Below are 20,686 nucleotides of genomic sequence, written 5' to 3' on the forward strand. Positions count from 1 at the left end.
CGAGTCAGGCGGACGCGGTGCCTGACCCACGAGCCCTCACCACCCACCACCCCGCACGCACCACCCACCCACCACCCGGCACTCAGTGCCCACCACCCACCACCCATCCCCCGCCTCCTCAGAGGCGTTCGATGATCGTCACGTTGGCCTGGCCTCCGCCCTCGCACATCGTCTGGAGGCCGAAGCGGCCGCCGGTGCGCTCCAGTTCGTGGAGCAGGGTGGTCATGAGTTTGGCGCCGGTGGCGCCCAGGGGGTGGCCGAGGGCGATCGCGCCGCCGTTGACGTTGACCTTCTCCGGGTCGGCTCCGGTCTCCTTGAGCCAGGCCAGGACGACCGGGGCGAAGGCCTCGTTGATCTCGACGAGGTCGATGTGGTCGATCGTGAGTCCGGTCTTCTTCAGGGCGTGCGCGGTCGCCGGGATCGGTGCCGTCAGCATCCGAATCGGGTCCTCCCCGCGCACCGAGAGATGGTGGACCCGGGCGCGCGGTGTCAGCCCGTGTTCTCGTACCGCCCGTTCGGAGGCCAGCAGAAGGGCCGCCGCGCCGTCGGAGACCTGTGAGGAGCAGGCGGCGGTGACGGTGCCGCCCTCCAGGACCGGCTTCAGCTCGGCCATCTTCTCCAGGGAGGTGTCCCGGCGGGGGCCCTCGTCGACCGTGACGTCCCCGTAGGCGACGGTTTCCCGGTCGAAGCGGCCCTCGTCGATCGCGCGGATCGCCCTGCGGTGCGAGCGCAGGGCGTACTCCTCCTGGTCGCGGCGGCTGATGCCCCATTTCGCGGCGATCAGCTCGGCGCCGTGGAACTGGTTGACGGGCAGGTCGCCGTAGCGGGCCCGCCAGCCCACGCTGCCCGCGAAGGGCCCCTCGGTGAGTCCCAGCGGTGCGGTGGCCTGGCGGGAGGCGAAGGCGATGGGGATCTGCGACATGTTCTGCACGCCGCCCGCGACCACGAGGTCCTGGGTGCCGGACAGCACCGCCTGCGCCGCGAAGTGCACGGCCTGCTGGGAGGATCCGCACTGCCGGTCGACCGTCACGCCCGGCACCTCCTCGGGCAGCCCGGCGGCGAGCCAGCAGGTGCGGGCGATGTCCCCGGCCTGCGGCCCGACCGTGTCCAGGCAGCCGAAGACGACGTCCTCCACGGCGGCCGGGTCCACGCCGGAGCGCGCCATCAGGGCCTTCAGCACATGCGCGCCCAGATCGGCCGGATGGACCCCGCTCAGTCCGCCCCGGCGCCGTCCGACGGACGTGCGGACCGCTTCGACGACATAGGCCTCGGCCATGGTCAACTCCCTCACAATGGGCGGGTCTCACATAGGGCTAGGTCCTGTCGTCAAACTCCCGCCGTCCGGCCGGAGGGCGGGCTCTGCGGCGGCGTGGGGCCCCTCCCGCTCGAGCGAAGCCGAGAGTGGGGGAGCGTGCACGGCGTCGCAGGGCAGGCGGGAGTTTGACGACAGGGCGCTAGGTGCGTACGGCGATCCCGTCGAGCACCATCGACAGGTACTGCCGGGCGATCTCCTCCGGGCTGTGCTGTCCGCCGGGCCGGTACCAGGACGCGGCGACCCACACGGTGTCGCGCACGAACCGGTAGGTGAGCCGGACGTCGAGGTCGGACCGGAAGACCCGGGCGGTGACCCCGCGCTCCAGCGTCGACAGCCACGCCTTCTCGAACTTGCGCTGTGACTCGGCGAGGAACGCGAACCGTTGCTGCGCGGCGAGCTGCCGGGACTCCTTCTGGTAGATCGCGACGGCGGCGCGGTGCCGGTCGATCTCCCTGAAGGACTCGGTGACCAGCGCCTCCAGGGTTTCGCGTGGGCCCAGTTCGGAGTCCAGGACGGTGTCGTAGCCGTTCCAGAGCTCGTCGAGGAACGTGCGCAGGATCTCCTCCAGCATCGATTCCTTGGAGTCGAAGTGGTAGTAGAGGCTGCCCGCGAGCATCCCGGCGTGGTCCGCGATCGTGCGGACGGTGGTGGCGTTGTAGCCCTGTTCGGCGAAGACCTCGGCGGCGGTGTCGAGGAGTTCACGGCGGCGCGCGGGCGCGGCGGTCACCTGAGGCTTCTTCTTGGTCGGCACGGGTCCATTGTGATCCCGGGGGTGCTGGTCCATCGCACGGCGTCAGGCGTGCTGGCTGCTGACGGCGACGACCTCGCCGGTCATGTAGGAGGAGTACCCGGAGGCCAGGAAGACGATCACGTTGGCCACCTCCCATGGCTCCGCATGCCGTCCGAAGGCCTCCCGGGCGGTGAGATTCCGCAGCAGTCCGGGGGTCGTCACCTTCGCCAGATGGGGGTGCAGGGCGAGGCTCGGTGAGACGGCGTTGACCCGTACCCCGTACTCGGCGGCCTCGATCGCCGCGCAGCGGGTCAGGGCCATCACCCCTGCCTTCGCGGCGGCGTAGTGGGCCTGTCCGGCCTGGGCGCGCCAGCCGAGCACGGAGGCGTTGTTGACGATCACGCCGCCGCCGGTCTCCTTCATCGATCTGAGGGCCGCCCGGCTGCAGCGGAAGGTGCCGTTCAGCGTCACGTCGAGCACGCTCGACCACTGGTCGTCGGTCATGTCGGTGAGCGTGGCGGTGCCGCCGAGGCCGGCGTTGTTGACGACGATGTCGAGTCGGCCGTGCAGCCGGACGGCCGTGTCGAAGAGGGCGCCCACCTGGGTCTCGTCGGTGACATCGCAGACGGTGTGGGCCACCGCCCCGGCGAACTCCCGGTCGAGTGCGGCCGCGTACTCCTTCAGTCGGCGCGCGTGGGCGTCGCTGATCAGCACGCGCGCGCCCTCCTCCAGGAACCGCCGCGCGGTCGCGCCTCCGATGCCCGCGCCGGCCGCCGCCGTGATGACGGCGGTGCGGCCTTTCAGCAGCCCGTGGCCGGGCACATACGCCGGACTCTCGACGCCTGTCATAGGCCCACGCTAACCTACCAAACAATTGTTAGGGAAGGGGCCGAGTCCGTCCGAGCCCCGCATGAGCCGCCCGGGCCGTCCCGAGTCACCCGAGCCCGAACCCGTCCGAGTCCGTCTTCGAAGGGTGCCGCCCGTGGATCTCACCCGCTCGCCCGCCGACGAGGCCTTCCGCGCCGAGGCCCGGTCCTGGCTGGCCGCGCATGTGCCGTCGGTGCCGCTGCCCTCCCTGGAGACCGCCGAGGGATTCGCGGCCCACCGTGCCTGGGAGGCCGAACTCGCCCGGGATCGCTGGTCGGTGGTGTCCTGGCCGGCCCGGTTCGGCGGACGGGACGCGGGGCTGGTGCGATGGCTGATCTTCGAGGAGGAGTACCACGCGGCGGGCGCCCCGGGCCGGGTCGGCCAGAACGGCATCGGCCTGCTGGCGCCGACCCTGTTCGAGCACGGCACCGAGGAGCAGCGCGCCCGGGTGCTTCCGCCGATGGCCGCGGGTGAGGTGGTCTGGGCCCAGGCGTGGTCGGAGCCCGAGGCCGGCTCCGACCTGGCCGCCCTGCGGTCCCGGACCGTGCGCACCCGAGGCGGCTGGCTGCTCAGGGGCCAGAAGACCTGGTCGTCGCGGGCGGCCTTCGCGGACCGTGCGTTCGGGCTGTTCCGCAGCGATCCGGACGCCCCGAAGCCCCATCAGGGCCTGACGTACGTCATGTTCGGCCTGCGTGCTCCCGGGGTGACGGTTCGTCCGATCGGCCGTCTCGACGGCAAGCCGGCCTTCGCCGAACTCTTCCTGGACGACGTGTTCGTGCCCGACGAGGACGTGATCGGTGAGCCGGGCCGGGGCTGGCGGATCGCCATGTCGACGGCGGCCGACGAGCGCGGGCTGACTCTGCGCTCCCCTGGCCGCTATCTGGCCGCCGCCGACCGGCTGTTCGGGCTCTGGCGGGCCCAGGGCAGCCCGGCGTCGATGAGCGACCGGGTGGCCGACGCGCTGATCGGCGCCCGTGCCTACCAGTTGTTCGCCCATGCGGCGGCCGCCCGCTTTCTGGAGGGCTCGCGGATCGGTCCGGAGGCCAGTCTGAACAAGGTGTTCTGGTCCGAGTACGACATCGCGCTGCACGAGACCGCGCTCGATCTCCTGGGCGAGGAGGGCGAGCCGGCGGACACGAGCTGGTCGCAGGGGTACGTCTTCGCCCTGGCGGGCCCTCTCTACGCGGGCACGAACGAGATCCAGCGCGACATCATCGCCGAGCGGCTGCTCGGCCTGCCGAAGGGCCGACGCTGATGCGTTTCCTGCTCACCGATGAACAGCGCGCGTTCGCCAGGTCGTTGGACGCGCTGCTGACCGCCGCCGGCACCCCGTCGGTCGCCCGGGCCTGGGGCGCGGGCGAGCACACGGCCGGGCGGGCGCTGTGGTCGCGGTTGGCCGAGGCCGGTGTGTTCGCACCGGCGGTCCCGGAGACGTACGAGGGAATGGGCCCGCTCCCCGTGGAACTGGCCGTGGCCTTCGTGGAACTGGGGCGCCATGCGGTGCCGGGCCCGGTGGTGGAGACGGTGCTCGCGGCGGCCCTGCTGGCCGGGGTCCCCGAGCATGCCGCGCGGCTGCTTCCCTCGCTGGTCTCCGGCAAGGTCATGGCCACGGTGGGCGGGGCGTACGCGCTGGACGGGGACGTGGCGGAGGTCGTCCTGGTCCTCGCGGACGGGCAGGTGCGGCTCGCGCCCGGCTGCCGTCCCGAGGTGCGGCCGTCGCTGGATCCCGCCCGTCGGCTGGCCGTCCCGCTGCCCGGCGGGGAGCTGCTGTGCTCCGCCGTTCCCCCGGGTGCTCTCGACTGGGCGCGTCTGGCCACGGCGGCGCAGGCCCTGGGGGTGGGTCTGGCCCTTCTCGGCCGGACGGTCGGGTATGTGCGGCAGCGGGTCCAGTTCGGTGTGCCGGTCGGCTCGTTCCAGGCGGTCAAGCATCGGCTGGCCGACGCCGCGATCGCCCTGGAGTTCGCGCGGCCGCTGCTGTTCGGGGCCGCGCTGTCGATGGCTCCGGCGGACATCGCCGCCGCCAAGGTCGCGGCGTGCGAGGCGGCGTATACGACCGCCCGGACCGCGCTCCAGTTGCACGGGGCGATCGGCTACACCGCCGAGTACGACCTGTCCCTGTGGCTGACGAAGGCCCGCGTGCTGCGCGGGATGTGGGGGACACCGGCGGAGTGCCGGGCCGCCGTCCTCAGCGGCCGTCGTCCGGGCCCTTGAGACGGTGTCCGCCGAACCGTCGCGGCGGGGGTTCCCGCGTCTGAACCGGCGGTGGCGGGGGCCTGCGTCACGTCATCGCTCCCCCTCGCCGATCACCGTTCCACCGAGTTCGCTATTTTGTTCGCCGCCGTCCCCACCGGCTCATCTTCATCCATCCCCCGACCCAGGAGCCGGCCGTGGAGCCCGAGTCCGCCGTCACCACCTGCTACCGCCATCCCAAGGTGGAGTCTCACGTCCGCTGCACCCGCTGCGACCGCTACATCTGCCCGGACTGCATGCGTGAGGCAGCCGTCGGCCACCAGTGCGTGGAGTGCGTCAAGGAGGGCACGCGGTCGATCCGTCAGGCGCGCACTGCGTTCGGCGGCCGGATCACCACGGCGCCCGTGGTGACATATGTGCTGATCGGCCTCAATGTGCTCGCCTACCTCGGCGAGTTGGTACGTCCGGCGATCGTGGACCGGTTCGCGATGCTGGGCGCCGGTCTGCGGGGACCGGACGGCGGCCACTACCCGTGGCAGTACCCGTACCCGCCTGAGCTGCATGCGGAGGGTGTGGTCGGCGGGCAGTGGGAGCGGATGCTGACCGGTGCGTTTCTGCATCTGCCGCCCACTCAGGGCACGTTCGGCATCCTGCACATCGTGATGAACATGGTGTCGCTGTGGAACGTCGGCCGGATGGTGGAGGCGCAGCTGGGCCGCGTCCGCTACATCACGCTCTATCTGCTGTCGGCTCTCGGCGGCTCGGTGCTCGTCCTGCTGATCGCGCCCGGGAACCCCACGATCGGCGCGTCCGGTGCGATCTTCGGTCTGGGCGCCGCCTACTACGTGATGGCCCGCCGTCTCGGCGCCGACATGAGCACCGTCAACCGCTATATGACGGGCCTGCTGCTGTGGCTGCTGATCTCGGCGGGGCTGACCTCCTGGCAGGGGCACCTCGGCGGCCTGCTGGCGGGCGGTGTGGTGACCCTCGTGTTCGCGTACGTCCCGCGCGGCCCGCGTCGCGGCCTGATCCAGGCCGCTGCCTGTACGGGGCTGCTGGTGCTGCTGGTGCTGCTGACGGTCGGCAAGGTCACCGGACTGACGAGCTGAGCGGTTGGGAACGAGCGACGGCGCCTGCCCCATGGTCCGGTCGGGGACTGGGGCAGGCGCCGCCTGTGTTCCGTACGCCTTTGTACGGGACGTGTATGCGTGACCGTCAGGTCACGTCCGCGGGGCTCAGACCGTCAGGGAGCGGTCCGTCGAGCGGATGGGGGCCGGCAGGTCGCTGGCGCCGGTGAGGTAGCGGTCGACACCCCGGGCGGCCGAGCGGCCCTCGGCGATCGCCCACACGATCAGGGACTGGCCGCGGCCGGCGTCGCCCGCCACGAACACCCCCGGAACGTTGGTCTGGAATTCGGCGTCGCGGGCGATGTTACCCCGCTGGTCCAGCTCCAGGCCGAACTGCTCGACCAGCCCGTTCTGCTGGTCGGTGCCGGTGAAGCCCATGGCGAGGGTGACCAGCTGCGCGGGGATCTTCCGCTCGGTGCCCGGCTTCTGGGTCAGCTTGCCGTCCACGAACTCGACCTCGGCGAGGTGCAGCCACTGCACATTGCCGTCCTCGTCGCCCTCGAAGTGGGTCGTGGAGGCCGAGTAGATGCGCTCGCCGCCCTCCTCGTGGGCCGAGGTGACCTTGTAGAGGAGCGGGAAGGTGGGCCAGGGCTGGCTGACCGGGTGCCGCTCGTCGTTCGGGCGGGGCATGATCTCCAGCTGGGTGACGGAGGCCGCGCCCTGGCGGTGGGCCGTGCCCACGCAGTCCGCGCCCGTGTCACCGCCGCCGATCACGACCACGTGCTTGCCCTCGGCCGAGATCGGCGAGGTGACGTAGTCGCCCTCCTGCACCTTGTTGGACAGGGGCAGGTACTCCATGGCCTGGTGGACGCCCTTGAGCTCACGGCCGGGGGCCGGGAGGTCGCGTGCGGTCGTCGCGCCCGCGGCGATCACCACCGCGTCGTACCGCTTGCGCAGGTCCGTCGCGGTGAGGTCGCGGCCGACCTCGACGCCGGTACGGAAGCGGGTGCCCTCCGCGCGCATCTGTTCGATGCGGCGGTTGATGTGCCGCTTCTCCATCTTGAACTCGGGGATGCCGTAGCGCAGGAGGCCGCCGACGCGGTCCGCGCGCTCGTACACCGCGACCGTGTGGCCGGCCCGCGTCAGCTGCTGGGCGGCGGCCAGACCGGCCGGGCCCGAGCCGATGACGGCGACCGTCTTGCCGGACAGGCGCTCGGGGGCCTGCGGCCTGACGGTGCCGCTGTCCCACGCCTTGTCGATGATCGAGACCTCGACGTTCTTGATGGTGACCGGCGACTGGTTGATGCCGAGCACACACGCCGACTCGCACGGGGCGGGGCACAGCCGCCCGGTGAACTCCGGGAAGTTGTTCGTGGCGTGCAGCCGCTCGGAGGCCTCGGTCCAGTCCTCGCGGTAGGCGTAGTCGTTCCACTCGGGGATCAGGTTCCCGAGCGGACAGCCGTTGTGGCAGAACGGGATGCCGCAGTCCATGCACCGGCTGGCCTGCTTGCTGATGATGGGCAGCAGCGAGCCGGGGACGTAGACCTCGTTCCAGTCCCTGACGCGCTCGCCCACCGGGCGGGACGTGGCGACCTCGCGGCCGTGCGTCAGGAAGCCCTTGGGATCAGCCATTGGTCGCCGCCTCCATCATCTTCTCGGTGATCTCGGTCTCGGTGAGACCGGCTCGCTCGGCGGCGTCCTTGGCGGCGAGCACTGCCTTGTAGGTGCTGGGGATGATCTTGCTGAAGCGGTTCGCGGCCGTCTCCCAGTCGGCGAGCAGCTTCTCGGCGACCGTGGAGCCGGTCTCCTCGGCGTGGCGGCGCACCACGTCGTGCAGCCACTGCCGGTCGGCGTCGTCCAGGGCCTCGACGGAGCCCCGGTTTCCCACGTTGACGTTGTCCCGGTCCAGGTCGATGACGTAGGCGATGCCGCCCGACATGCCGGCCGCGAAGTTGCGGCCCGTCTCGCCGAGCACGACCGCGTGGCCACCGGTCATGTACTCGCAGCCGTGGTCGCCCACGCCCTCGGACACGACCAGAGCGCCGGAGTTGCGGACGCAGAACCGCTCGCCGGTACGGCCGCGCAGGAACATCTCGCCCCCGGTCGCGCCGTAGGCGAGGGTGTTGCCCGCGATGGTGGAGTACTCGGCGAGGTGCTCGGCCGCGCGGTCCGGGCGTACGACGATCCGGCCGCCGGACAGGCCCTTGCCGACGTAGTCGTTGGCGTCGCCCTCCAGACGCAGGGTGATGCCGCGCGGCAGGAAGGCGCCGAAGGACTGGCCCGCCGAGCCCGTGAAGGTGATGTCGATCGTGTCGTCGGGCAGCCCCGCGCCGCCGAACTTCTTCGTCACCTCGTGGCCGAGCATGGTGCCGACCGTGCGGTTGATGTTGCGGATCGCGACCTGGGCGCGCACCGGCTGGGCCTCGGCCTGGGAGTTCGCGGCCAGGGCGTCGGCGGCGAGCTTGATCAGCTCGTTGTCGAGGGCCTTCTCCAGACCGTGGTCCTGGGCGACGACCTGGTGGCGCACCGCGCCCTCGGGCAGCTCGGGCACGTGGAACAGCGGCTCCAGCTCCAGGCCCTGCGCCTTCCAGTGGTCGACGGCCCGGGTCACGTCGAGGGCCTCGGCGTGGCCGACGGCCTCCTCGATGGAGCGGAAGCCCAGCTCGGCGAGCAGCTCGCGGACCTCCTGCGCGATGAACTGGAAGAAGTTCACGACGTACTCGGCCTTGCCCGCGAAGCGCTCGCGCAGCACCGGGTTCTGGGTGGCGATGCCGACCGGGCAGGTGTCCAGGTGGCAGACGCGCATCATGATGCAGCCGGAGACGACGAGCGGCGCGGTCGCGAAACCGAACTCCTCGGCGCCGAGCAGCGCGGCGATGACGACGTCGCGGCCGGTCTTGAGCTGGCCGTCGGTCTGCACGACGATGCGGTCGCGCAGGCCGTTGAGCAGCAGCGTCTGCTGGGTCTCGGCGAGGCCGAGCTCCCAGGGACCGCCCGCGTGCTTGAGGGAGGTGAGCGGGGAGGCACCCGTGCCGCCGTCGTGGCCGGAGATCAGGACGACGTCCGCGTGCGCCTTCGACACACCCGCCGCGACCGTGCCGACGCCGACCTCCGAGACCAGCTTCACGTGGATCCGCGCCTGCGGGTTCGCGTTCTTCAGGTCGTGGATCAGCTGGGCCAGGTCTTCGATGGAGTAGATGTCGTGGTGCGGCGGCGGGGAGATCAGGCCGACGCCCGGGGTCGAGTGCCGGGTCTTGGCGACCCAGGGGTAGACCTTGTGGCCGGGCAGCTGGCCGCCCTCGCCGGGCTTGGCGCCCTGGGCCATCTTGATCTGGATGTCGTCCGCGTTGACCAGGTACTCGGAGGTCACGCCGAAGCGGCCGGAGGCCACCTGCTTGATCGCCGAGCGGCGGGCCGGGTCGTACAGGCGCTCGGGGTCCTCGCCGCCCTCACCGGTGTTGGACTTGGCGCCCAGCTGGTTCATGGCGATGGCGAGGGTTTCGTGCGCCTCCTGGGAGATGGAGCCGTACGACATGGCGCCCGTGGAGAAGCGCTTGACGATCTCGGAGACCGGCTCGACCTCGTCGACGGGGATCGGCTGCCGGCCGGACTGGAAGCCGAACAGGCCGCGCAGCGTCATCAGGCGCTCGGACTGCTCGTTCACCCGGTCCGTGTACTTCTTGAAGATGTCGTAGCGGCCGGTGCGCGTGGAGTGCTGGAGGCGGAAGACCGTCTCGGGGTCGAACAGGTGCGGCTCGCCCTCGCGGCGCCACTGGTACTCGCCGCCGATCTCCAGCGCGCGGTGCGCGGGAGCGATGCCGGAGGCCGGGTAGGCCTTGGCGTGGCGGGCGGCGACCTCCTGGGCGATGACGTCGATGCCGACGCCGCCGATCTTGGTGGCCGTGCCGTTGAAGTACTCCTCGACGAAGGCCTCGTCCAGGCCGACGCCCTCGAAGACCTGTGCGCCGCGGTAGGAGGCGACGGTCGAGATGCCCATCTTGGACATGACCTTCAGGACGCCCTTGCCGAGGGCGTAGATCAGGTTGCGGATGGCCTTCTCGGGCTCGATGCCCGGCAGGAACGTTCCGGCCCGGACCAGGTCCTCGACGGACTCCATCGCCAGGTAGGGGTTGACCGCCGCGGCGCCGTAGCCGATGAGCAGGGCGACATGGTGGACCTCGCGGACGTCGCCGGCCTCGACCAGCAGGCCCACGTGGGTGCGCTGCTTGGTGCGGATGAGGTGGTGGTGGACGGCCGCGGTGAGCAGCAGCGAGGGGATCGGCGCGTGCTCGGCGTCCGAGTGCCGGTCGGAGAGCACGATCAGCCGGGCGCCGTTCTCGATGGCCGCGTCGGCCTCGGCGCAGATCTCCGCCAGGCGTGCGGCGAGCGCGTCACCGCCGCCGGCGACCCGGAACAGGCCGGAGAGCGTGGCGGCCTTCATGCCGGGCATGTCGCCGTCGGCGTTGATGTGGATCAGCTTGGCCAGCTCGTCGTTGTCGATCACCGGGAAGGGCAGCACGACGCTGCGGCAGGAGGCCGCGGTCGGCTCCAGCAGGTTGCCCTGCGGACCGAGCGACGAGCGCAGCGAGGTGACCAGTTCCTCGCGGATCGCGTCCAGCGGCGGGTTGGTGACCTGCGCGAACAGCTGGGTGAAGTAGTCGAAGAGCAGACGCGGGCGCTCGGAGAGCGCGGCGATCGGCGAGTCGGTGCCCATGGAGCCGATCGGCTCGGCGCCGGTCCTGGCCATCGGCGCGAGGATGACGCGCAGCTCCTCCTCGGTGTAGCCGAAGGTCTGCTGGCGGCGGGTGACCGAGGCGTGGGTGTGCACGATGTGCTCGCGCTCGGGCAGGTCGCCCAGCTCGATCTCGCCGGCCTCCAGCCAGTCCTGGTACGGCTGTGCGGCGGCGAGGGTCGCCTTGATCTCGTCGTCCTCGATGATGCGGCCCTCGGCGGTGTCGACGAGGAACATCCGGCCCGGCTGCAGCCGGCCCTTGCGGACCACCTTGGCGGGGTCGATGTCGAGGACGCCGACCTCGGAGCCGAGGACGACGAGGCCGTCGTCGGTGACCCAGTAGCGGCCGGGGCGCAGACCGTTGCGGTCGAGCACGGCGCCGACCTGGGTGCCGTCGGTGAAGGTGACGCAGGCGGGGCCGTCCCAGGGCTCCATCATCGTGGAGTGGTACTGGTAGAACGCGCGCCGGGCCGCGTCCTTGGAGTTCATGGACTCGTGGTTCTCCCACGCCTCCGGGATCATCATCAGCACGGAGTGCGGCAGGGAGCGGCCGCCGAGGTGCAGAAGTTCGAGCACCTCGTCGAAGGAGGCGGAGTCGGACGCGTCCGGCGTGCAGATCGGGAAGATCCGCTCCAGGTTCTCCTGGGCGCCGAACAGGTCGGAGACGAGCTGCGACTCGCGGGCGCGCATCCAGTTGCGGTTGCCCTTGACCGTGTTGATCTCGCCGTTGTGGGCGACGAAGCGGTACGGGTGGGCGAGCGGCCAGCTCGGGAAGGTGTTGGTGGAGAAGCGCGAGTGGACCAGCGCGACGGCCGTGGCGAAGCGGCGGTCGGACAGGTCCGGGAAGAAGGGCTCCAGCTGGCCGGTGGTCAGCATGCCCTTGTAGACGATCGTGCGCGCGGACAGCGACGGGAAGTACACGTCGGCCTCGCGCTCGGCGCGCTTGCGCACCACGAACGCCTTGCGGTCGAGGTCGATGCCCTGGCTCGCGCCGTCCGTGACGAACAGCTGGCGGAGGACGGGCATCGTGGAGCGGGCCGTGGCACCGAGCAGTTCGGGGGCGACCGGGACCTCACGCCAGCCGAGGACGGTCAGGCCCTCGTCCGCGGCGATCGTCTCGATCTGTGAGACGGCCTCGGCGGTCGTCGCCTCGGGCAGGAAGGCGATACCGACGGCGTAGCCGCCCGCCGCGGGCAGTTCGAAACCGGCCACTTCGCGGAAGAAGGCGTCGGGCACCTGGGAGAGGATGCCGGCGCCGTCACCGGAGTCCGGCTCGGAGCCGGTGGCGCCGCGGTGCTCCAGGTTGCGCAGAACCGTGAGCGCCTGTTCGACCAGCGCATGGCTCGCCTCACCGGTGAGGGTCGCCACGAAGCCGACGCCACAGGCGTCGTGCTCATTGCGGGGGTCGTACATACCCTGCGCAGCAGGGCGAGCATCCATGAACGACCAGTTCTGGCCATTCGCGGAGTGCTGGGACGGCTGGCGCGGCGTACGCATCGGCTCTCCCGTCGTCGTCATGTGGCATGTGCAGTGCCGAGGGACGACGTTGGCCCTCTGCGTCAGGTGCAAAATTTCGTGCAGGTTACATGATGAGGTCGTTCTCGGGAAGCGGGATAGACCGTTTCACCATGCGGACATCAGCGGGGCGCGGGGCGAGTTGGGGTTCCCACGCACGGCGATGGAGTCAGGGGGCGCAAGCGGACAGATCGGTGTCCGTCGGGCCAGGGGGCGGGGCGGGCGTCGTCGCCCACCGCGGAGGTGCGGCGCAGGCGTCATTGCCCGCGGTGCTTACGGCTCATGCCCGGTGGTCAGGCGGTCGAAACCGTCGAGTAACAACTACTTATGCGGTCCCTCGCATAAGAGTTGTGCTCTTTATCCTACGGCGGTACCGAACAGAGTACCCAGGGCGTACGTCACACCGGCCGCCGCGCCACCGAGAGCGAGCTGCCGCAGCCCGCTGTACCACCAGGACCTTGCCGTCACCTTGGCCACGACCGCACCGCAGCCGAAGAGCCCGAGCAGGGCGAGCAGCACCGCGGGCCACAGGCTGTGGGCGCCGAGCAGGAACGGCAGGACGGGCAGCAGGGCGCCGAGGGCGAAGGAGCCGAAGCTGGAGACGGCGGCCACCAGCGGGGAGGGCAGGTCGCCCGGGTCGACACCGAGTTCCTCGCGCGCGTGTATCTCCAGGGCCTGCTCCGGGTCGCGGGAGAGCTGGCGGGCGACCTCGCGGGCGAGTGCGGGCTCGACCCCGCGGGACTCGTACAGCGCCGCGAGTTCCTCTTCCTCGTCCTCCGGGTGCTTGCGCAGTTCGCGGCGCTCGACGTCCAGCTCGGCCTCGACCAGCTCGCGCTGCGAGGCGACGGAGGTGTACTCACCCGCGGCCATGGAGAAGGCCCCGGCGGCCAGGCCCGCGAGACCTGTGATGATGATGGTCTGCTGGCCGACGGACCCGCCGGCGACACCGGTCATCAGGGCCAGGTTGGACACCAGTCCGTCCATCGCGCCGAAGACGGCGGGGCGGAGCCATCCGCCGTTCACATCGCGGTGGGTGTGGTTGTCCCGGTGCGCCTCGTGCAGGGTCGCCTCGGTCTCGATGATGGCCATGCCCGGTCCCCCAGGTGTGCTTGCTTGGACTGTTTCCACTTTTCGACTACACACAAAGTACGTCGTATATTGCCCGGCCGCCAGCAAGGAAAGGCTGGGCTAACCTGCGCTTTTGCCTTTGAATGCTCATCCGTGTACAGCCCTGCACAGATGTCGGAAGGGTGATGCTGAGGCCCGCGAGGCTCGGCGGTACGACTCCGGTGGCACAGATCCGCAGAGCGGTTCCGTGGCCGGGACCGGGGAGGGGCGTCCTGAGAGGAGAGGCTCCGTATGGCATCCAGCGCCTGCACTCCCCCCTCCCCGGCCCCCGGGGACGCCTGCGGCCTGCGGGAAAGGGCCCGCGGCGCGCTGCTCGGCCTCGCCGTCGGGGACGCGCTGGGCGCGCCCGCCGAGAACATGCGACCGTCCGAGATCCGCGCCCGCTGGGGCCGCATCACGGGGTACGTCGTCGAGCAGCCCTCCGGCACGGACGACACCGAGTACGCGATCTTCTCAGGGCTGCTGCTGGCCCGGTACGGCTCGGCGCTCACCGTGGCGCAGGTGGAGGCGGCCTGGCACCGGTGGATCGCGGACCGCGACGAGGGGCCGTTCCGCGGGGCGGGCTTCAGCGAGCGGGGCACGCTGGAGAACCTCCGCCGGGGCCTCGCGGCGCCCATCTCCGCGCAGCACCGGCACGCCTGGAGCGACGGCCTGGCCATGCGCGCGGCCCCCTTCGGCGTCTTCGCGGCGGGACGCCCCGTGGAGGCGGCCCGGCTGGTGGCCGTCGACGGCTCGGTGAGCCACGAGGGGGAGGGCATCTACGGCGGCCAGGCGGTGGCCGCCGGGGTGGCGGCGGCGATGGCGGGCGCGCCGACGACCGCCGTGGTGGGGGCGGCCCTCGCGGTCGTCCCCGACGACTCGTGGACCGCCCGCTCCCTGCGCCGCGCGGTGACGGCGGCGCGCCGGGGCGCCCGCGCGGTCCGCTCCTCGGTGGTGATCGGCGGCTACCCCTGGACGGACCTCGCCCCCGAGGCGGTGGCCCTGGCCTTCGGCGCGTACGCGGCGGCGGACGGCGACTTCGAGGAGTCGGTGCTCACCGCGGTGAACATGGGCCGCGACGCCGACACCACGGCCGCGGTCGCGGGCGCGCTGGCCGGTGCGACCTGCGGAGTGTCGGCGATCCCGGCCGCGTGGGCGACGGCCATCGGGCCGGTCCGCGGCCGGTGCCTGCCGTCCGTGGCGGGCCACCATGTGCTCGATGTGGCGGACCTGCTGACGCCTCAGGAGGAGGGGGCAGCGGCGCGGAGCGCCGGCACTCCGACGCGACGCGAGGACCCCGTGCCGCTCGCCGCCCCCGGCGCATCCGCCACCACCCGCGACCCGGTGCCCCGCAACGGCCCCCCGCTCCAGGACGCCCGGGCGCAGACCGATCCCGCGGCCTACGCGGAGGCGGCGTACGTGGCCGCGGCGGACGAGGACGAGGCGGAGTCATGAGCGCGGCCACCGGTCCCCGCCGGGTCGAGGGGCTGCTGCTCGGGCTCGCCGCGGGCGACGCCGCCGGATGGCCGGCCGCCCGGCACCGGGCCGCCCGGATGCCCGAGTGGACCCGGCGGCTCACCCGGGAACTGGACACCTTCGCCGAGCAGAACGCGACCACCACCCTGCCCGTGCCGATCGCGCTCAACCAGCGCCCGGAGCCGCTGCGGCTGGGGCCGTCGGACGACGCCGAGTGGGCGGCGTTCGCGGCGGAGGCCGTGCTGCGGGCCGGGGACGGCAGCGCCCTCGGCGACCTCGGCCGGCAGCGCAGGATGCGCGCGGCCATCGATCTGTCCTGGAACGCGGTAGCCGCCGAGGTCGCCGCCGCGGCCGACCGCGCACCCGAGGTCGAGTCGGCGGTTCCGCCGCTGCGCGCCCGGATCTCCGTACGCGCGGGACTCGGCAATCTCGCCACCGGTCTGCGCCCGCCCGCCACCGGTCACGACAACCCGCACTACTTCGACGACGCGGCCTGTGTACGGGCCTGTGTGCTGGCCGTGGCGCACCCCGGGGATCCCCGAGTCGCCGCGGAGCTCGCCGAGTTCGACGCCCACTACACCCAGGACGGCGACGGGGTGCACGGGGCGCGTGCCATGGCCGCGGCCCTCTCGCTCGCCCTGTGCGGCGAGGGCGTCGAGGCCTGCGTGGCGGCCGCCCTGGACGAACTTCCGGAGTCCACCGAGATCGGCCGCAACGCCCGGCACGCGCTGACGCTGGCCCGGGACGGCGACCGCGCCTTCTCCGTCGTACCGCTGCTGGAGCACCAGATCGTCGACCATGTCTACAGCTACGGTGTCGCGGCCGCGGAGACCGTCCCGGTCGCGCTCGCCCTGGCGACGGCGGCCCGCGGCCGGATCGCCGAGGCCGTGCCCGCCGCCGCGTGTCTGTCGCGGGTCGCCGACTCCGCCCCGGCCCTGGCCGGCGCGCTGACCGGGGCGATCGGCGGCGGCGCGGCGATCCCGCCCGCCTGGCGGGACGCCTGCCGCACCCTGTCCGGCTGCGCGCTCCCCCGGCTGACCGGTACCGACCTCGTACACCTCGCCGAACTCCTGGAGGCGACGGAACTGACCGCTCCAGGTGGATGATTCGGGACATGACGCCCACTTCTGACGAGACGACCCCTCTCGACGAACGCATCACCGGCGCCCTGGTCGGCGCCGCCGTCGGCGACGCCCTCGGCGGACCCGTCGAGGGTTACTCCCCCGCGCAGATCGTCGAACGGCACGGCGGCCGGGTGCACGGAATCGTCGGACCCTGGCACGGCGACGAATGGCGCACCGCACGCCCCGTGGCGCCGTACCACAAGGGCGACGGCCATGTCACCGACGACACCTTGATGACCCATGCGCTGGTACGGGTGTACGCGGCCGTCCGCGACCACCTCGACGCGTACGCGATCGCCGACCACCTGGTCCCGGACCTGATGACGAACCCGCGCTGGATCCCGGAGCTGGAGACGGAGACGATCCCCCTCCAGCGGATCTTCCTCGCGGAGAAGTGGCTGGTGGCCCGGCTTCACTACGGCCATGTCGATCCGCGCGAGGCGGGCGCCGGCAACATCGTCAACTGCGGTGCGGCGATGTACATGGCGCCGGTGGGCCTGGTCAACGCGGCCCATCCGGCGGGCGCGTACGCCGAGGCGCTGGACGTGGCGGGAACGCACCAGTCGTCGTACGGCAGGGAGGCGGCCGGGGTGTTCGCGGCGGCGGTGGCGGCGGCGTGCGCGCCGGGCGCGACCGCCGACTCGGTCGTGGGCGCGTGTCTGTCCTTGGCGAAGGACGGTACGCGGGCCGCCATCGAGACGGTCTGCGACACGGCGTCCCGCTACTCGGACTTCGAGTCCGCACTGCGTCCGCTGCGGGAGGCGGTGGCCCCCTACGACACGGTCGGCCCGGACTACCGCGCCCCGTCCCTGGGCGCCCGCCGGCCCTCCCGGCTGCACGCGATCGAGGAACTCCCGGTGGCGCTCGGCATGGTGGTGGTGGCGCGCGGCGACTTCCGGCACGCGGTGCTCGGCTCGGTCAACTACGGCCGGGACTGCGACTCCATCGCGACCATGGCGGGGGCGATCACGGGCGCGCTGGGGTCGGAGGTGCCGTCCTACTGGGCGAAGGAGGTCGCCGAGGCCAGCCGTCTGGATCTGCACGCCCCGGCACGGACGCTGACGGAGGTCACGCGGGAGATCTTCGCCCGGGACGTGTACCGCCGCCGGACCCATGAGGCGGCGTTCGCCGGGATGGGAGGTCCGAGGTGCTCCGAGTGACCTGGGTCCAGCCGGAGGACCTCCTCGGCCACGAGCTGCGCCAGGCGGAGCTGGAGGGCCGCGAGACCTCGGCCGTCGCGGCGCGGTGGTACCGGGCGGGCGGCCCCGAGGCTCCGGCGCGGGCGGGCGCGTCCTCCGCGACGGTGTCCCCGTATCTGCGGGTGCTGGCGAAGGATCTGCTGGACGAGCTGGCCGATCTGCCCCGCCGGTCGGCGGAGCGCGAACCGACCTGTCTGGAGCGCATCAAGGCGCTGTGTCCGGACTGGCCCGAGCGGACCGGGAGCGCACGGGCCCCTGCGGTGGCGCGGCTGGAGGCCGCCTGGCTGGGCCGGGCCGTCGGCTGCCTGCTGGGCAAGCCCGTCGAGAAGCTCCCCCTGGACGGCATCCGCGCGCTCGCCCGCGCCACCGGCAACTGGCCCCTGCGCACCTGGTTCACGGCCCGCGGAGTACCGGACGAGCTCGCCGAGCAGTACCCCTGGAACCGCCGGTCCGCGGCGAACTCCCTCGCCGAGAACATCGACGGGATGCCCGAGGACGACGACCTCAACTACCCGCTGCTCAACCTGCTGTTGCTCGGCCGCCACGGCAAAGCCTTCAGCACCGGGGACGTGGCCCGGCTCTGGCTCGACGAACTGCCCGCCGGGCGCACCTTCACCGCCGAGCGCGTCGCCTACCGCAATCTGCTCTGCGGGATCGAACCCCCGCGCACGGCCCGGCACCGCAATCCCTTCCGCGAGTGGATCGGCGCCCTGATCCGCGCGGACGTCCACGGCTGGACCAACCCGGGCGACCCGGCCGCCGCGGCCGCACAGGCCCATCGCGACGCCACCCTCACGCACACCGCGAACGGCGTCTACGCGGCCATGTTCACTGCCGCAGCCCTCGCCGAGGCGGCCACCGGCGTCCATGACGTCCACCACTGCCTGCGCACCGGCCTCGCCGTGGTCCCGCCCGGCTCCCGGCTGGCCCGCGCCGTCCGCCACGCGATCCGGCTCGCACGTACGACATGGGACTTCGAGGCGGTCGTCGACGAACTCCACGCCACCCACCGCGCCTGTCACTGGGTCCACGCCGTGCCCAACACCGCCCTGATCGCCGCCGCCCTCACCCACGCCGACGGCGACTTCACCGGCTCCGTCTGCCGTGCGGTGTCCGGGGGCTGGGACACCGACTCCAACGGTGCCGCGGCGGGCAGCATGGCGGGCCTGCTGGCCGGACACCCCGGCGCACTGCCCGACCGCTGGACGGCCCCGCTCAAGAACCGGCTGACCACGTCCGTCGGCGACTTCAACGGCATCGGCTTCGACGCCCTGGCCCATCTCACCCACCGGGAAGCCCACCGCTCATGACCGCGCCCCTCACCGGCCTCCGCGTCCTCGATCTCGCGACCCTCTTCGCCGGCCCCCTCGCCGCCACCCTGCTCGGTGACTTCGGTGCCGAGGTCATCAAGGTCGAGCATCCGGTCCGGCCGGACCCCTCCCGCGGGCACGGCCCGGCGAAGGACGGGGTGGGCCTGTGGTGGAAGCTGCTGGGCCGCAACAAGCGCACGATGACCCTGGACCTGTCCCGGCCGGGCGGGCGGGCGACGCTGCTGCGTCTGGCCGCGACCGCCGACGTGGTGATCGAGAACTTCCGCCCGGGCACGCTGGAGAAGTGGGGCCTGGGCTGGGACGAGTTGTCGGCCGCGAACCCCCGGCTGGTCCTCGCCCGGGTCACCGCGTTCGGCCAGTTCGGGCCCTACGCGCACCGCCCCGGCTTCGGCACGCTCGCGGAGGCGATGAGCGGGTTCGCGGCGATCACCGGAGAGCCGGAGGCGCCCCCGACGCTGCCGCCGTTCGGGCTGGCCGACTCGATCGCGGCGCTGACCACGGCGTACGCGGTGCTGACCGCCCTCGCGGGCCGGGACCGCACGGGTGTGGGACAGGTGGTGGATCTGGCGATCATCGAACCGATCCTCACGGTCCTCGGACCGCAACCGATCTGGTACGACCAGCTGGGCCATGTCCAGGGGCGCACCGGCAACCGCTCCCAGAACAACGCCCCGCGCAACACCTATCGCACCGCGGACGGCGGCTGGGTCGCCGTGTCCACCTCCGCGCAGTCCGTCGCCGAGCGGGTGATGCGGCTGGTGGGCCGTCCGGAGGTGATCGAGGAGCCGTGGTTCGCGAGTGGCGAGGAACGGGCCCGGCACGCCGATGTGCTCGACGAGGCGGTCGGCGGCTGGATCGCCCGCCACACCCGGGCGGAGGTGCTGAAGGAGTTCGAACAGGCGGAGGCGGCGGTCGCGCCGGTGCAGGACGTACGGGACGTGATGACCGACCCCCAGTACACGGCCCTGGACACGATCACCACCGTCCCCGACCCGGAGCTGGGCCGGCTGCGGATGCAGAACGTGCTCTTCCGGCTGTCCGCCACGCCCGGCGCGATCCGCTGGGCGGGCCGGCCGCACGGTGCGGACACCCGGGTGATCCTCGGCGAGCTGGGCCTGACGGACGGGGACATCGCCGCGCTCGAGGCGGAGGGCGCCCTGTGAGCGCGGGCCCGGGCTTCCCCCCGCTCACCTTGCTGTACGCCCCCGGGGACCGCCCGGAGGTGGTCGGCAAGGCGCTGCGGTCGGGGGCCGATGTGGTGCTGATCGACCTGGAGGATGCGGTCGCCCCGGACCGCAAGGACTACGCGCGGGCGGCGACGGCGGAGCGGCTGTCCGAGCACCCTCCGGTGCCGATCCATGTCCGGGTGAACGCGCTGGACAGTCCGTGGGCCGACGCGGATCTCGCGGCGCTGCCGGCCCTGCCCGGTCTGTCGGGCCTCAGGCTGCCCAAGGTGACGTCGCCGTCGGACGTCGTACAGGTAGCGCGGCGGGCCGCTCGCGCGACGGGCGGGGCGGTCCCCCTCTACGCCCTGCTGGAGACGGCCCTGGGTGTGGAGCGCGCGTACACCATCGCGTCGGCGCATCCGGCGCTGCGGGGCATCGCGCTGGGCGAGGCGGATCTGCGGGCGGATCTCGGCGTACGGGAGGATGCGGGTCTGGACTGGTCGCGGGCCCGGGTGGTGGTGGCCGCACGGGCCGCCGCGCTGCCGCCGCCCGCCCAGTCGATCTACCCGGACATCAGGGATCTGCAGGGGCTCGCGGCCTCCTGCGCCCACGGCCGGACCCTGGGCTTTCTGGGACGGGCGGCGATCCACCCCCGCCAGCTCCCGGTGATCGAGCGGGCCTACGCGCCCACCACGGAGGAGATCTCATGGGCGGAGGAGGTCCTGAAGGCGGCGGCCAGGGAGGCGGGCGCCCTGGCCCTCCCCGACGGGCGCTTCGTCGACACGGCGGTGGTCAGAGAGGCGCACACCACGCTGTCCCTGGCCCGCCGCAGGCGCTGAGGACCGTGCCCGCAATACGTCGGGGGCG

The 20,686-nt window shown here is 72.4% G+C and carries 15 protein-coding genes; 9 read left to right on the top strand and 6 right to left on the bottom strand.

Annotated features, from left to right (window positions below):
- Positions 1–118 precede the first annotated feature (118 nt).
- From ACFYX0_RS02805 to ACFYX0_RS02815, 3 genes are all read right to left on the bottom strand, one after another.
- Positions 119–1,276, bottom strand: coding sequence for an acetyl-CoA C-acetyltransferase (locus ACFYX0_RS02805; protein ID WP_388965581.1), 1,158 nt, complete (start codon positions 1,274–1,276; stop codon positions 119–121).
- Between the two features lie 178 nt (positions 1,277–1,454).
- Positions 1,455–2,066: a TetR/AcrR family transcriptional regulator gene (locus ACFYX0_RS02810; RefSeq protein ID WP_355903774.1), complete on the bottom strand. Its 612-nt coding sequence runs from the start codon at positions 2,064–2,066 to the stop codon at positions 1,455–1,457.
- Positions 2,067–2,108: 42 nt separating this feature from the next.
- The gene (locus tag ACFYX0_RS02815; protein WP_388965584.1) at positions 2,109–2,894 is read right to left on the bottom strand and encodes an SDR family oxidoreductase; all 786 of its coding nucleotides are present in this window, start codon (positions 2,892–2,894) and stop codon (positions 2,109–2,111) included.
- A gap of 133 nt (positions 2,895–3,027) precedes the next feature.
- Between ACFYX0_RS02815 and ACFYX0_RS02820 the strand changes: the two genes are divergently transcribed.
- From ACFYX0_RS02820 to ACFYX0_RS02830, 3 genes are all read left to right on the top strand, one after another.
- Complete coding sequence (locus ACFYX0_RS02820) at positions 3,028–4,167, top strand: acyl-CoA dehydrogenase family protein (protein WP_388965587.1); 1,140 nt, start codon at positions 3,028–3,030, stop codon at positions 4,165–4,167.
- Positions 4,167–5,123 (top strand): acyl-CoA dehydrogenase family protein, encoded by a 957-nt coding sequence (locus tag ACFYX0_RS02825; protein ID WP_388965589.1) that lies wholly within the window; start codon positions 4,167–4,169, stop codon positions 5,121–5,123. The genes ACFYX0_RS02820 and ACFYX0_RS02825 overlap by 1 nt, the downstream gene beginning before the upstream one ends.
- Before the next feature lie 176 nt (positions 5,124–5,299).
- Positions 5,300–6,211, top strand: coding sequence for a rhomboid family intramembrane serine protease (locus ACFYX0_RS02830; RefSeq protein WP_388965591.1), 912 nt, complete (start codon positions 5,300–5,302; stop codon positions 6,209–6,211).
- Positions 6,212–6,337: 126 nt separating this feature from the next.
- Here ACFYX0_RS02830 and ACFYX0_RS02835 read toward each other — a convergent pair whose 3' ends face one another.
- From ACFYX0_RS02835 to ACFYX0_RS02845, 3 genes are all read right to left on the bottom strand, one after another.
- Positions 6,338–7,801, bottom strand: a complete 1,464-nt coding sequence (locus ACFYX0_RS02835; protein WP_388965593.1) for a glutamate synthase subunit beta — start codon at positions 7,799–7,801, stop codon at positions 6,338–6,340.
- Entirely contained in the window at positions 7,794–12,398 is a 4,605-nt protein-coding gene (gltB, locus tag ACFYX0_RS02840; protein WP_388965595.1) for a glutamate synthase large subunit, read from the bottom strand. The genes ACFYX0_RS02835 and gltB overlap by 8 nt, the downstream gene beginning before the upstream one ends.
- 375 nt (positions 12,399–12,773) lie before the next feature.
- Positions 12,774–13,505 (bottom strand): VIT1/CCC1 transporter family protein, encoded by a 732-nt coding sequence (locus tag ACFYX0_RS02845; RefSeq protein ID WP_355903791.1) that lies wholly within the window; start codon positions 13,503–13,505, stop codon positions 12,774–12,776.
- 270 nt (positions 13,506–13,775) lie between these two features.
- On the opposite strand from ACFYX0_RS02845, the gene ACFYX0_RS02850 reads away from it, so the two are divergent.
- Genes ACFYX0_RS02850 through ACFYX0_RS02875 form a run of 6 tightly spaced genes read left to right on the top strand, consistent with a single transcriptional unit; the run spans position 13,776 to position 20,658 of the window.
- Positions 13,776–14,978: an ADP-ribosylglycohydrolase family protein gene (locus tag ACFYX0_RS02850; RefSeq protein WP_388965598.1), complete on the top strand. Its 1,203-nt coding sequence runs from the start codon at positions 13,776–13,778 to the stop codon at positions 14,976–14,978.
- Positions 14,975–16,105 carry an ADP-ribosylglycohydrolase family protein gene (locus tag ACFYX0_RS02855; protein WP_388965602.1) on the top strand — a complete coding sequence of 377 codons (1,131 nt, stop codon included), beginning with the start codon at positions 14,975–14,977 and terminating at the stop codon, positions 16,103–16,105. Before ACFYX0_RS02850 ends, ACFYX0_RS02855 begins: the two co-directional genes overlap by 4 nt.
- 8 nt (positions 16,106–16,113) lie before the next feature.
- Positions 16,114–17,283, top strand: a complete 1,170-nt coding sequence (locus ACFYX0_RS02860) for an ADP-ribosylglycohydrolase family protein (RefSeq protein ID WP_388965603.1) — start codon at positions 16,114–16,116, stop codon at positions 17,281–17,283.
- Positions 17,271–18,632 carry an ADP-ribosylglycohydrolase family protein gene (locus ACFYX0_RS02865; RefSeq protein ID WP_355903800.1) on the top strand — a complete coding sequence of 454 codons (1,362 nt, stop codon included), beginning with the start codon at positions 17,271–17,273 and terminating at the stop codon, positions 18,630–18,632. The genes ACFYX0_RS02860 and ACFYX0_RS02865 overlap by 13 nt, the downstream gene beginning before the upstream one ends.
- The gene (locus tag ACFYX0_RS02870; RefSeq protein ID WP_355903802.1) at positions 18,629–19,816 is read left to right on the top strand and encodes a CoA transferase; all 1,188 of its coding nucleotides are present in this window, start codon (positions 18,629–18,631) and stop codon (positions 19,814–19,816) included. Before ACFYX0_RS02865 ends, ACFYX0_RS02870 begins: the two co-directional genes overlap by 4 nt.
- On the top strand, positions 19,813–20,658 hold the full coding sequence (locus ACFYX0_RS02875) for an HpcH/HpaI aldolase/citrate lyase family protein (RefSeq protein WP_388965606.1): 846 nt from the start codon (positions 19,813–19,815) through the stop codon (positions 20,656–20,658). The genes ACFYX0_RS02870 and ACFYX0_RS02875 overlap by 4 nt, the downstream gene beginning before the upstream one ends.
- Positions 20,659–20,686 lie beyond the last annotated feature (28 nt).

Source organism: Streptomyces sp. NPDC002573 (assembly GCF_042889625.1).
GTDB classification, from domain to species: Bacteria; Actinomycetota; Actinomycetes; order Streptomycetales; family Streptomycetaceae; genus Streptomyces; species Streptomyces gibsoniae.